The sequence below is a fragment of the Vibrio sp. D173a genome (genome assembly GCF_030248475.1).
In genome coordinates this window covers 1-10,874 of the sequence record NZ_JAHGAH010000251.1, presented here as the reverse complement: position 1 = coordinate 10,874, position 10,874 = coordinate 1, and the positions used below count along the sequence as shown (strand labels likewise).

At 45.0% G+C, this 10,874-nt stretch carries 16 protein-coding genes and 1 pseudogene; 5 read left to right on the top strand and 12 right to left on the bottom strand.

What is annotated here, in order from left to right:
• Positions 1-224: pseudogene (locus tag KIV40_RS22275) on the bottom strand (signal recognition particle-docking protein FtsY); the annotation flags it as partial.
• A 223-nt stretch (positions 225-447) separates the two neighbouring features.
• On the opposite strand from KIV40_RS22275, the gene rsmD reads away from it, so the two are divergent.
• The gene (rsmD, locus tag KIV40_RS22270; RefSeq protein WP_005430362.1) at positions 448-1,047 is read left to right on the top strand and encodes a 16S rRNA (guanine(966)-N(2))-methyltransferase RsmD; all 600 of its coding nucleotides are present in this window, start codon (positions 448-450) and stop codon (positions 1,045-1,047) included.
• 25 nt (positions 1,048-1,072) lie between these two features.
• Complete coding sequence (locus tag KIV40_RS22265) at positions 1,073-1,339, top strand: DUF1145 domain-containing protein (protein WP_005430368.1); 267 nt, start codon at positions 1,073-1,075, stop codon at positions 1,337-1,339.
• Positions 1,340-1,403: 64 nt separating this feature from the next.
• On the opposite strand, the gene KIV40_RS22260 is transcribed toward KIV40_RS22265, so the two are convergent.
• The 4 genes from KIV40_RS22260 to KIV40_RS22245 form a co-directional block, all read right to left on the bottom strand.
• Positions 1,404-1,988 (bottom strand): YhgN family NAAT transporter, encoded by a 585-nt coding sequence (locus tag KIV40_RS22260; RefSeq protein ID WP_285351362.1) that lies wholly within the window; start codon positions 1,986-1,988, stop codon positions 1,404-1,406.
• 112 nt (positions 1,989-2,100) lie between these two features.
• On the bottom strand, positions 2,101-2,322 hold the full coding sequence (locus KIV40_RS22255; RefSeq protein WP_010650549.1) for a YecH family metal-binding protein: 222 nt from the start codon (positions 2,320-2,322) through the stop codon (positions 2,101-2,103).
• A 69-nt stretch (positions 2,323-2,391) separates the two neighbouring features.
• Positions 2,392-3,012 (bottom strand): lysoplasmalogenase, encoded by a 621-nt coding sequence (locus KIV40_RS22250; protein ID WP_285351359.1) that lies wholly within the window; start codon positions 3,010-3,012, stop codon positions 2,392-2,394.
• A 29-nt stretch (positions 3,013-3,041) separates the two neighbouring features.
• Complete coding sequence (locus KIV40_RS22245) at positions 3,042-3,224, bottom strand: hypothetical protein (RefSeq protein ID WP_285351357.1); 183 nt, start codon at positions 3,222-3,224, stop codon at positions 3,042-3,044.
• Between the two features lie 465 nt (positions 3,225-3,689).
• Here KIV40_RS22245 and KIV40_RS22240 point away from each other — a divergent pair, with 465 nt between their 5' ends.
• Entirely contained in the window at positions 3,690-3,968 is a 279-nt protein-coding gene (locus tag KIV40_RS22240; RefSeq protein ID WP_285351355.1) for a hypothetical protein, read from the top strand.
• Positions 3,969-4,032: 64 nt separating this feature from the next.
• On the opposite strand, the gene KIV40_RS22235 is transcribed toward KIV40_RS22240, so the two are convergent.
• Positions 4,033-4,398 carry a hypothetical protein gene (locus KIV40_RS22235; protein WP_005430355.1) on the bottom strand — a complete coding sequence of 122 codons (366 nt, stop codon included), beginning with the start codon at positions 4,396-4,398 and terminating at the stop codon, positions 4,033-4,035.
• 241 nt (positions 4,399-4,639) lie between these two features.
• Here KIV40_RS22235 and KIV40_RS22230 point away from each other — a divergent pair, with 241 nt between their 5' ends.
• A complete protein-coding gene (locus KIV40_RS22230) occupies positions 4,640-4,969 on the top strand; it encodes a DUF2500 domain-containing protein (RefSeq protein ID WP_285351352.1) in 330 nt (109 codons plus the stop codon).
• Between the two features lies 1 nt (position 4,970).
• Here KIV40_RS22230 and KIV40_RS22225 read toward each other — a convergent pair whose 3' ends face one another.
• Positions 4,971-5,984: an acyltransferase gene (locus KIV40_RS22225; RefSeq protein WP_005430361.1), complete on the bottom strand. Its 1,014-nt coding sequence runs from the start codon at positions 5,982-5,984 to the stop codon at positions 4,971-4,973.
• Positions 5,985-6,234: 250 nt separating this feature from the next.
• On the opposite strand from KIV40_RS22225, the gene KIV40_RS22220 reads away from it, so the two are divergent.
• On the top strand, positions 6,235-6,615 hold the full coding sequence (locus KIV40_RS22220; RefSeq protein ID WP_134978024.1) for a cystatin domain-containing protein: 381 nt from the start codon (positions 6,235-6,237) through the stop codon (positions 6,613-6,615).
• An 89-nt stretch (positions 6,616-6,704) separates the two neighbouring features.
• Here KIV40_RS22220 and arsJ read toward each other — a convergent pair whose 3' ends face one another.
• The 5 genes from arsJ to KIV40_RS22195 form a co-directional block, all read right to left on the bottom strand.
• Positions 6,705-7,922, bottom strand: coding sequence for an organoarsenical effux MFS transporter ArsJ (arsJ, locus tag KIV40_RS22215; RefSeq protein ID WP_285351351.1), 1,218 nt, complete (start codon positions 7,920-7,922; stop codon positions 6,705-6,707).
• 258 nt (positions 7,923-8,180) lie between these two features.
• Positions 8,181-8,675: a cyclin-dependent kinase inhibitor 3 family protein gene (locus KIV40_RS22210; RefSeq protein ID WP_005430331.1), complete on the bottom strand. Its 495-nt coding sequence runs from the start codon at positions 8,673-8,675 to the stop codon at positions 8,181-8,183.
• An 11-nt stretch (positions 8,676-8,686) separates the two neighbouring features.
• Complete coding sequence (locus tag KIV40_RS22205; RefSeq protein WP_045401016.1) at positions 8,687-9,688, bottom strand: ArsJ-associated glyceraldehyde-3-phosphate dehydrogenase; 1,002 nt, start codon at positions 9,686-9,688, stop codon at positions 8,687-8,689.
• A 43-nt stretch (positions 9,689-9,731) separates the two neighbouring features.
• Complete coding sequence (locus KIV40_RS22200) at positions 9,732-10,067, bottom strand: metalloregulator ArsR/SmtB family transcription factor (protein WP_045421287.1); 336 nt, start codon at positions 10,065-10,067, stop codon at positions 9,732-9,734.
• A 102-nt stretch (positions 10,068-10,169) separates the two neighbouring features.
• The coding region (locus KIV40_RS22195; RefSeq protein WP_285351350.1) for an EAL and HDOD domain-containing protein at positions 10,170-10,874 on the bottom strand (705 nt) is incomplete at its 5' end.

The window sequence follows — 10,874 nt, the reverse complement described above, 5'->3', positions numbered from 1 at the left end:
TCTGCTTCTGCTTCTGCTGGGGCAGCTTCGGCTTTCTCCGGCTCAGCTTCAACCGTTGCTTTTTCTTCTGCTTGCTCGGCAACTTCTTCTGTGGGTTGTTGCTCGGCGGCAGGAGCTTCCGCTGCTTCTTCTTTTACTGACTCTTCAGTTGTCGGTTTTTGGCTTTGCTCTTCATCACCAAAACCTAGCCACGAAAGTAATCCGCGCTTCTTTTTTTCCGTCATCTGGGGCTATCCTAGATTGTCTTCTTATCTATTAATGACTCTTTTCTGACAAGAATATTAACTTTACAGAAAAGGCGAATGACAAAGTTGTGAAAACTTTCCAATTAGGTGAATCTAATCTTATTAGTGTTACACTCTGTCATCTTGAATATTCTGGGCTGTATCCAAGCTCAAAGCTTGGGCGATTGGGTATAGTATCACTTTATTAGCGGTCAAAAAATCTATGGTAAGACGTCGCCAGCAAAACTCATCACAAAAAAAGCCAACAACAGGCTTTGTACGCATTATTAGTGGTTTATGGAGAGGCAGAAAGCTCCCTGTTCATGATGCAGAAGGCCTACGCCCAACCACGGATCGCGTAAAAGAAACCCTGTTTAACTGGTTAGCTCAAGATGTGCCGCAGGCGAAGTGTCTCGACTTGTTCGCCGGCTCAGGAGGTTTAGGCTTTGAATCCGCTTCGCGCCAAGCCGATCAAGTGACGATGATTGAACTAAACCCACAAGCATTTCAGCAACTGCAAAAGAATGTCGCGTCTTTGAATGCCAACAACATTCAAGTTGTGAACACCGATGCGATCAGCTTTTTGCAGCAACCGGGTACGCCTCACCACGTAGTATTCATCGATCCGCCGTTTCGCAAAGGATTATTGGATGAAACCGTGACCTTGCTGGAGCAAAACGGCTGGCTTGCTGAAGATGCGATGATTTATATTGAAACTGAAAAAGAGCTGAACATTGCTGGGCTACCAGAAAACTGGCACCTGCACCGCGAGAAAACCGCAGGTCAAGTGAGTTACCGTTTGTACGAACGCTCACCAGCTTAAAGCCTCAATTTAAAAGGATAGTTAAATGAAAGCATTATTGATACTGGCTAAAGCGGCCATCGCCTTTGTCTGGTTCGTATTGATCCTCAACTTCTTTATGCCATTCCCGGGCAAAGCAGCGATTGCGTTGTACATCATGACCGCTTTCTTGTTCATCATGCACGGTTTGCAAATGGCGATCTTCATCGGCGCGTTTGGTGACAAGATTAAGATGAGCACATGGGAAAAGTACTCAATTTTGATTTTTGGTATTTTCGCTCTGCTCGATATTCGTCGTAAGCACATGATGTAACTGACAGATAAACGAAAGCCGCTCATCGAGAGCGGCTTTTTTGTATCATTCTATAGGCAAAGACTTAACCCATGTAGCTCTTCACACCATCTAGGAACATCTGGGTAGAAATCATTACCAACAGCAACCCCATCAAACGCTCAATCGCTTTCAGGCCGCGCTCTCCCAAAATGCGGTGGAAGAAACTGTAAAACATCAAAATGAAGAAAGTTGCGCCCCAAGCAATCAACACCGCAGCAGACAGCTCCATAATCTTGTCTGGATGCTGAGAAGAGAGCAAAAGCAGCGCAGCAATCACCGAAGGCCCGGCAATCATAGGGATGGCCATCGGCACAATAAATGGCTCTTCACCTGCGGCTAACCCGTTAATACTGCCAGCACTTGGGAAAATCATCTTAATCGCGATGATAAACAGAATGATACCGCCAGAAATACTCAAGGTCTCAGGTTGAACATGAAGGAAGCTCATGATGCTCTGCCCTGCGAATAAGAACAGCATCAGAATCATCAAGGCAAATACTAGCTCACGGATCAGTACTTTTCGGCGACGCTTCGCATCTAAGTGTTTGAGAATGGACAACACAATCGGCAAGTTGCCGAGCGGATCCATAATAAGAAACAGCATGGTCGCTGCAGAAAGAATGTCCATGTTCTGACCTCGACAGAAAAGTTGGCGGCCAGTATAGCAAAGTGATTGAGTGAAGATATGACTGAAGGCGAAATGAGTTTATCGCCTTCATAAATAATCAGTTAGCCGCAATTTAGTGATTGCAAACACGCGCCATATTTACGACAAACTGACCTTCCAGTTCGCGTACTTTTTCGCGCTTTAGCAAAAACTCTAGCAATGCATCTAAGTCTAGATCATTCAGCTTACAGGTATGAAAGCGTGCCTCAGAACCAAAATGAGCCGCAAGCTCATCACGATTCATTGGGGTTTCACGAAGTAGGTTCAGTAAGTTATGAGCATGAATTTCAGTCATCATCGGCTCCAGTCATCAAATTGAATTCGTCCAGTTTACTTAAAACCTGACCGCTTACTTTGACCTAAGTTAGTAAATGATAGAGGCAACAATTAATGCATGAGCCAAAAAGTAACTGCCGCTCACCCAAACATAGGCGTGTTTCATCGGCTTACGATAACCATGTATCGCATAGGCCAAGGCGGAGTAAATCATCACGACAGTTCCGCTAAACCCAAGCGCATTGGCAAAATTAGGCACTTGTAGCCACACCTCCCCTGCAGCCCACGCCAACTGGACCAGCAGAATCCCCATGATCACGACCGGGAAGACCATCGAGTCTAATTGCGGCAATAAGAGGAAGAACGCCACAATACTCGCGGCTAGCAGCAGAGCTAATAGCCACCACACAATGTCACCATTGAGCTGAACCCAGAACGATTTGCTATAGCAGATTTGTGCCAGTAGATAACCAGCAAAATAGAGAGGTTTACGAGACTTAAAAGAATGGAGCGTATCAGCAAACATCGATACCACTAGACCACCAACGATCCAATAGGTGTGAGGTGCCGAGGAACCCTCAGTCAGTGCTAAAATCAGCAATAAGAGCAGAGTAAAGATTTTAAATGTCAGAGACTGCGTTGGATTGGACTGTTTTGCCCCCAACACGGAATACATCCCCGATAGCCCTATCGCTAACCAACTCCACATGCCGATACACCTTTCACGTAATCTCGCCGCTAGTCTAGGTAGACCAATCTTGATGTAAAGGCATAATCCATGAAAGTTGGATCTTGATAGCGAATCGCAACATTTTGTAGACGTAACTTAGTCAATTGCTGCTTAGGTTTTTTCTCACAACCATTGAGCTCAGCTATCTCACTCTCGATGTTATCGACAATCTCATCAAAAGCCCCAACCATTATAAATTGAAAAACAAACCGTCAATTTGTTCGACATACAACCACTGTGGGCAAATTATCAACACAAAAACCGAATCCACCTCCTCAGACCTCTAAAACAGCTAAAACAGGTACCTCATGACAATACAAATGTCTGCTAAGCCAGCAATAAGATAGAGTAAAAATTCAAACAACCAGACATAACCAACTGATATAGCTAAATATACTGACAAAAAAGCACAAAAACATAAACTTAGATAACTTAGCTAAAAGCCAAACCCTTTTGAGACCGAGATTTTCTCATCAGATAGGAAAAGGCGAACTAAATAGACGTCCGTCTACGTCAGCCTCATTAGCACAAAACCAATTTTTCTCAACTTTTGAGAAATTCAGCAAAAATAGTCAGCCAACTATAACACTGAAACAAGAAACACTATTCCAGCATAAAATTACTCATATTTAACACTTTAAAATCAACAACTTAAAATGAAAAAGAAGAGAAAACCATCAAGTCGAACACTTAAAGAACAGCACAAAAAACACAGTTTTATTAGTCAATTTAGGGTTAAAATGCCCAAGTTAAGTTCGAGTTTTGAAAACTTTTCCGCTTTGAAGTTGATCAAAGCTCAAAAACAGTGCTATATTATTTACATCGAGTTCATCAATGATTTTAGGGGTAGTGTTATGATTTCTTCTTCTCAAAAACAAGGGCTGGTAATGATTGCAGTGGTTGTTGGTTTAATGACACTGCCAATGATGTACTAAGTTACTGTTTAAAATAAAAAAGGGACGCATTCGCGTCCCTTTTTTATTATTCAAACTGTGTGTTCTACAAATGCTTAACCAGAATGTCCCAATGCATGTAGTAGAAGCCAAGTGCAGCAAGCGTAATCAAGGCCATTAACAAAATCGCCGCTCGCCAAATAAAGCGTGAACTCCTCGGCGTCAGTTCCTTTTCGCAGGCATCACATGCCGCCAAGAAACCTTTTCGATCGTCCAACTTGTAATCCTCTTCGTGAACAACCTTATTCCGCACAGTTGCGATAAATCGCAGTTTAGCAACAACATCATGCGGCAAGCGCTCTTCACAACTGGTGATCAGTTGATGTAACCCTTTCCCTTCTGCGTGGTATTGCGTTCGCAGAAGTTTTTCGATCGTTCGGGTACGCATGACTACTTTCTCAATATCTGACATCGTAACCCTCCTTACTTGATCCTTCCTTCGTCCGTTGTTTCATTCTTCTATAAATTTAGAACTTTTTCGAGCCAAAAGGTGCAAATTTCCTTTTAAATTGTGCTCTTGAACGCATATAAAATGTGAAGTGCGCCGAATAAAATCTAAGACACTTTTACTAGATCACGAATAATTTATCTCAACTCGTAGTTTAATCAGGGAGTTCTGTAAAATAGGCGCCAATGAAACATTGGAGGTTATCATGCCAATCTCACTTATTTTGGCTCTGTTCGCTCTGATTGCGTTTGGAGCATGGGCATTTTTCCGCTTCTACAGCAAACATTACTTTGGTGAGGATGCACCTGAGCAGAGTGCTCAAGTGACCATCTTGGACAAGCAAGCGATAGAAGTACCGGATGCCGAGCCTGGCCAAGACGATCAAGAATATTGGATTTATGTACAACGCGGCTCAATTGGGCCAAAGCGCGAATTTCAAATCGGTGTGCACTATTACCACGCGCTGAACCCAGGTGATAAAGGCACATTGACCTACCGTGGCGATAAGTTCTTGCACTTCGCCCTAAACCGCTAATTTACGGCAACAACCAGCGAGTCTTGGCGGACTTAGAGAACAGATAGCTCATCGCCAAGGCTCCAGCACCACTCAGTACAATCCATAGCGGAATCACCCATGCTGGATGGCCTTGATACCAACCGAACGCTTTCATCGGCCACAAGAAAATTGGGTGAAGAAGATAAATACCCAAACTGTGCTGGCTAATAAAACTCACCACTTTCTGTGCTTTGGGCGCTAGGCCTTCTCCAAAGTAACGACACAGCATAAAAATCATCGACGCGGCGAGAATCACGTTCAATGTTTTGTATGAGAACCAACGCCCTACTGTGTACTTGTCCGCTTCTAAACTGTTGCTCACCACCATAGTAAAGGTCACTGCCAATGCCACCAGCCCTAATGCCGTAAACCCCGTGACGACAGAACGATTAAGTGGGACTTTCTGAAACAACACATAACCGAGTGGTAAATACCCCATATAAAGCCAGTATTGATTGCTCCACGGTCCATCAATTTTGAATAGGAATAAAGTGCTGGTGAGTAACCAAACCGCCAAGTACGCATAGAGGACACTGTCGTCACAATTGCGGACTACCCATTGAAACAACGGAATCACAAAATAGAGCGGAATAAAGTAATAGAAGAATCCAAGATGGTAGTAAGTTGCATGATGCGGACTGTTGCTCACCACTTCTTCAACGGTCGAAAAATCAAAGCCTTGCGCCGTCCAACCTGACAAATACGCATAAAACATCGACCAAACTAAAAAAGGCACCAACACTTTACCTAAACGCCGTTTGACGTAGTACTTGGCATCAAAAGGACGTGTATCACTGAGCATCAAAGCTCCCGTGATCAAAATGAATACCGGCACCGCCCAACGGGTCACACTGTTCACACCGACCGCCGTTGCCCATTGGTCAAATGGAATCACGCCCAACTCATTACGATATGGCGCTAACACGTGAATAGCGATCACTGCCACTGCAGCAACACAACGTAATAAGTCGAAAAACAGAACCCTTTCTCTCATACCCTTTCCTAATTTGCGTAACTTCACGTCTATAGCATAGGGCAATTTTCATCCGGTTAAATAGTTAACAATCTGTTTTTGCTTATTTTTAACTCAACGATGACGCACCAATATCATTGATTTGCAAAATGGTTGATGACAAATCCTATTGTACAAATGGGATCACTAGCCCTAAGCTTTCTCGGATATGAAACAGATCTAACCGTTTCATTCCTTTAGGATGCTGGACAGATTATTAAGAGAGGTCTTTATGAAGAAAACATTATTAGCGTCACTGGTGTGTGTAGTGGCTTTAGCTGGATGTAATCAAAAGGAAGAGGCCGTGGCACCAACACAATCGCAACCGGAAGCGAACCCTATCTGCAGCGCTGACAACCTTGCTGGCGGCTGGTCAAAAGGTGAAGTCACACCTGAAGCTCAGCAAGCACTCGATTTTGTACTTGGTCAGATGAATACCGCAGCTAAGCTAAAAGAGATCTTAAGCGTACGCACTCAAGTGGTTAATGGCCTTAACTACGCGATTGAATTCGAAATGGACAATGGTGAAGTTTGGAACACCATCGTTTACCGCTCACTGAAAGGTGATATGGAAATGACGCAGCCAGCACAACAAGGCCGCATTTGCCCATAAGCAAGACTTGCTGATTTGCGATATTGAATCGTAAAAACAAAAATGGCTCCCAAGGCGGAGCCATTTTTTATTCTGAATCGTAAGTCGATTTAAGCCGTCGCCACTTTGGCTTTTGGTAGCTTGATAGAGATGACCGTCGCTAGCGCTAAGAAAGCAAATGACACCCACAGACATGCCGCTAAACCCGCTTCTTGGTAAATCCAACCGGATAGAACCGTACCAATCAAACGTCCCATTGCATTCGCCATATAGTAGAAGCCGACATCCAGTGAAACGCCATCGCCTTTCGCATAACTAACGATCAGGTAAGAGTGCAGAGATGAGTTCACCGCAAACAAAGCACCGAAAATCATCAAGCCCACGACAATAACAAGCTCTGGCTGCCAGCCGATTTGCACGCCATAAGCAATCGCACCAGTGATGACAGCCAGGATACCCGCCCAAATCAGAGCCGCACTGCCATCTGGCACTCGACCTTGCGCTTTGCCGGTAATACGAGGCGCAAAACCTTGAACGAATCCGTAAGCAATCACCCAAGCCGCAAGGAAGCCGCCTACCATCAGGTGATCCCAACCAAAAACGCTGCCAAGATAAATCGGCAGTGCAACAACAAACCACACATCACGCGCACCAAATAGGAACATACGTGCAGCGGAAAGAATGTTCACCGATTCTGACTTGGAAAAAATTTGACGGAACTTAGGTTTGCTCTTCGCCTTACCCATATCCGCTTCTAGCCAGATCAAGCTGCATACAAACACAACAGCCAGCACACTTGCCATGATGACCATCGAAGTTTGGAAGCCAAACGCCGATAGCAGCAAACCACCAACGAAGAAGCCCGCACCTTTCAGCGCATTCTTCGAGCCCGTTAAGATCGCAACCCACTTATAAAGTGCACCTTGCTGCTCGTCTGGCACCAAAGTTTTGATCGCGCTCTTGGCACTCATCTTATTTAAGTCTTTGGCAATACCCGAAATTGCCTGCGCCGCCATTACCCAAGGAATGGTCAACCAAGCATTGGGCACAGCCAACATCAGCAAGGCAAAAATCTGCATCCCTAAGCCGACGTTCATGGTTTTGTTCAAACCAAGTCGAGCACCTAGCCAGCCACCAACCAAGTTGGTCACTACACCAAAAAATTCATAGAAAAGAAACAACGAAGCAATCGCTAAGCTTGAGTAGCCTAAGTCATGGAAGTAAAGCACCACCAGCATACGTAGTGCACCATCCGTCACGGTGAAGTTCCAATAGTTGAACGTCACAAGCATATACTGACGAATACTTTTGCTTAGTTTTGAAATCATAACGACCTCAGATGTACAGCGTTTAGGGCATTTAGATCATGATATTCCAAATGCTCTATGACCTGAACACCAGCATTGAGTCATCTCAATACTGGCGCTAAATTGTGAAACAACAACTGATGAGACACCCAAACATTACTTGTTAACAAACAATAAGTTAAGCATAAGACCAGTAAGCAAAAATCACATAAATTGGTAAGCCATTACGGCATAAAGAGAGCTTTTGGATCATGATGTTCCAAAAGCCCTATAAGCTGATCAAGCGTTTTGAGCTACACGTTCGATGTACTCAACTTGTACTGGCTTTGTGAAAGCACCAGGACGCAGCGCTTGCACTTCACGTACGATATCTTCTAGCGCCCAATCTTTCTCTAGCAGTAGGTGCGCAGCAAACAAACCTGTGCGACCAGAGCCACCCATACAGTGCATTGCAACCTTGCCACCTTGAGCTAGAATCGCGTGCAGTTCAGGACTCGCTTGTGACCATTTTGCAGCGAACTCTTCGCCCGGAGCACAGTCATCTTCGATCTCAATTTGGAACCATTTCATGCCTAACTGTTGGGTTAATTCGCCCAATGCAGACACGTCTTTGGACGCTAGTTCAGCATTATCAAGGGCAGTAACAATCGCTTCTACACCTTGCGCTTTTAACTGTTCTAGCGAAGCTTGCAGCTCAACGCCTTTGGTACCTGGACATGGAGTCAGTACCAACGCGCCCGCTTCTAAATCTAATTGCCATGTAGGATGAGACATCTTAAAACTCCTTATGCCATACCAACGTTACGAACCAATTCTGCAGTACGCGTCGCGTAACCCATTTCGTTATCGTACCAAGCGTAAATCTTCACCATACGAGAACCCACTACCATGGTTGATTGTGCATCAACGATAGTTGAACGTTGGTCGCCTTTGTAATCAATAGAAACCAATGGACGCTCTTCAAAACCAAGGATGCCGTTTAGCTCGCCTTCAGAAGCTTCTTTCAGTAGTGCGTTAACCTCTTCTGCCGTGGTATCACGTTTCACATCAAAAATGATGTCTGTCAGCGATGCGTTTGCTAGAGGAACACGAACCGCGTGACCGTTAATCTTGTCTTTTAGGTCCGGGAAGATTTCCACAATTGCAGTCGCACTGCCCGTTGTGGTTGGGATCAGGCTCATGCCACATGCACGTGCACGACGTAGGTCTTTGTGCGGCGCATCCAAAATCGTTTGTGTGTTAGTTAAATCGTGAATCGTTGTGAATGACGATTGTTCAATGCCCAGTTTCTCGTGAATCACTTTCACTACTGGTGCAATACAGTTCGTTGTACAAGACGCAGCGGTTACGATGCGGTGCTGCGCTGGGTCGAAAATGTGGTCGTTCACACCCACTACGATGTTAGCTACGCCGTCTTCTTTTACTGGTGCGCTAACAACAACACGTTTGACGCCTTGTTCTAGGTATTTGTTTAGGAATGAGGTTTTGCGATGAACGCCCGTTGCTTCAATCACAACATCACATTGACCCCAGTTCACAGCATCAATATCACGCTCTTGTGAAGTCGTAATGCGCTTACCGTTGATCACCATATCTGTGCCTTCAACTTGCACTGCATGGTTCCAACGACCTTGAACTGAATCGAACTCAAGTAAGTGGCCAAGCGTCGCTGCATCACCCGCTACATCGTTGATGTGCACGAACTCTAGCTCTGGCCAATCAAACGCTGCGCGTAATGCCAAGCGACCGATACGACCGAAACCGTTAATACCTACTTTAATCGTCATAATCTTCTACCTTTTTAAACCTATAAACTGGTAACACTTACTATTAGCAGCAAGCTGCACGAGCTTTATCGTGCAATCGTGAAATGTCTTCTTGGTACTCTTTCTTCAAACAGTTTGAGGCCACCAAGTCATCAATCAATTTTTGCATCCATCCCGGTAATTGATCGGACAGCTCGTAGTACACCCATTGCCCCTGACGTTTATCAACTAAAATACCATTCGATCTTAGCTGGGCCAGATGGCGAGAAATCTTGGGCTGGCTTTGTTGTAATGCATAAGCCAAATCACCAACACAGGTTTCCCCTTCACGAACCACCAGCATTAAGCAGCGCACACGAGTCTCGTCGGAAAGAAGTTTGAAGAACTGATGTGGAAGCATAAATACATACCTACATATGGATATGCGTATATAGTTATTTAAAACTGAGATGCCGTCAAGCGATCGCGCTCGACTGTAATAAAAGTTTAATATTTGATCAGATTAGGCGCCAGAAAAGGTCTGGCTCCAGCGAACGGCTTCGCCAAGCTCAGACTTCACATCGTCGACAGAAAGCCCGAGCTGCTGAGAGAATTGCTCCACGCCCGCCCAATCGGCACGCTCGTAGCACTCTTCGATTGCCAGTAACGCGCCGTATTCACCTTGGCGATGCAACAAGGCTTGCTGCACGGAAGGACTTAACGGTAATTGTCCAACTAAAGATTCGACAGACAAATCGAGCATGGCATCGAGAATCGATAATAAGCCGATCATAAAACCCTGCTCGTTGAGATGCGCAAAAGGTTGATAGCGCGACATGGCTTCACAGAATTGAGCACGTTGCAGAGATAAGTTGTACAACTCACGTGGCTTGCTACTGGAGATATAAGACGCTACCACTAGTGAGACAAACATTTTGAGCTTTTCTTGCCCAAGGTAAATCAAGGCTTGGCGGAATGACGTGATGGTCACTTCCAACGTAGTCGATTGTGTGTTCACAAAACGCAGTAACTTATACGACAGCGTGACATCTTGGGTAATGATGTTTTCAATCCGGCCAAAGTCTGGATCAGGCACGCACACTTCTCTGAATAACTTAAGCGCCAGCACTTGTTCGGGGCTCACATATTTAGTCTGCATCACTTCGGGCTTACTGAAGAAGTAGCCTTGGAAGAATTTAAAGCCCGCCTCTTTGGCTGTCTCTTGATC

Bases quoted from the DNA above. Each gene is read 5' to 3' on its own strand.
- KIV40_RS22230 (WP_285351352.1), top strand. From the start codon at position 4,640: ATGCCAATCTCACTTATTTTGGCTCTGTTCGCTCTGATTGCGTTTGGA.
- KIV40_RS22200 (WP_045421287.1), bottom strand. From the start codon at position 10,067: ATGCTTCCACATCAGTTCTTCAAACTTCTTTCCGACGAGACTCGTGTG.
- KIV40_RS22225 (WP_005430361.1), bottom strand. From the start codon at position 5,984: ATGAGAGAAAGGGTTCTGTTTTTCGACTTATTACGTTGTGTTGCTGCA.
- rsmD (WP_005430362.1), top strand. From the start codon at position 448: ATGGTAAGACGTCGCCAGCAAAACTCATCACAAAAAAAGCCAACAACA.
- KIV40_RS22205 (WP_045401016.1), bottom strand. From the start codon at position 9,688: ATGACGATTAAAGTAGGTATTAACGGTTTCGGTCGTATCGGTCGCTTG.
- KIV40_RS22265 (WP_005430368.1), top strand. From the start codon at position 1,073: ATGAAAGCATTATTGATACTGGCTAAAGCGGCCATCGCCTTTGTCTGG.
- KIV40_RS22260 (WP_285351362.1), bottom strand. From the start codon at position 1,988: ATGGACATTCTTTCTGCAGCGACCATGCTGTTTCTTATTATGGATCCG.
- arsJ (WP_285351351.1), bottom strand. From the start codon at position 7,922: ATGATTTCAAAACTAAGCAAAAGTATTCGTCAGTATATGCTTGTGACG.
- KIV40_RS22220 (WP_134978024.1), top strand. From the start codon at position 6,235: ATGAAGAAAACATTATTAGCGTCACTGGTGTGTGTAGTGGCTTTAGCT.
- KIV40_RS22235 (WP_005430355.1), bottom strand. From the start codon at position 4,398: ATGTCAGATATTGAGAAAGTAGTCATGCGTACCCGAACGATCGAAAAA.
- KIV40_RS22240 (WP_285351355.1), top strand. From the start codon at position 3,690: ATGAAAAAGAAGAGAAAACCATCAAGTCGAACACTTAAAGAACAGCAC.
- KIV40_RS22245 (WP_285351357.1), bottom strand. From the start codon at position 3,224: ATGGTTGGGGCTTTTGATGAGATTGTCGATAACATCGAGAGTGAGATA.
- KIV40_RS22250 (WP_285351359.1), bottom strand. From the start codon at position 3,012: ATGTGGAGTTGGTTAGCGATAGGGCTATCGGGGATGTATTCCGTGTTG.
- KIV40_RS22255 (WP_010650549.1), bottom strand. From the start codon at position 2,322: ATGACTGAAATTCATGCTCATAACTTACTGAACCTACTTCGTGAAACC.
- KIV40_RS22210 (WP_005430331.1), bottom strand. From the start codon at position 8,675: ATGTCTCATCCTACATGGCAATTAGATTTAGAAGCGGGCGCGTTGGTA.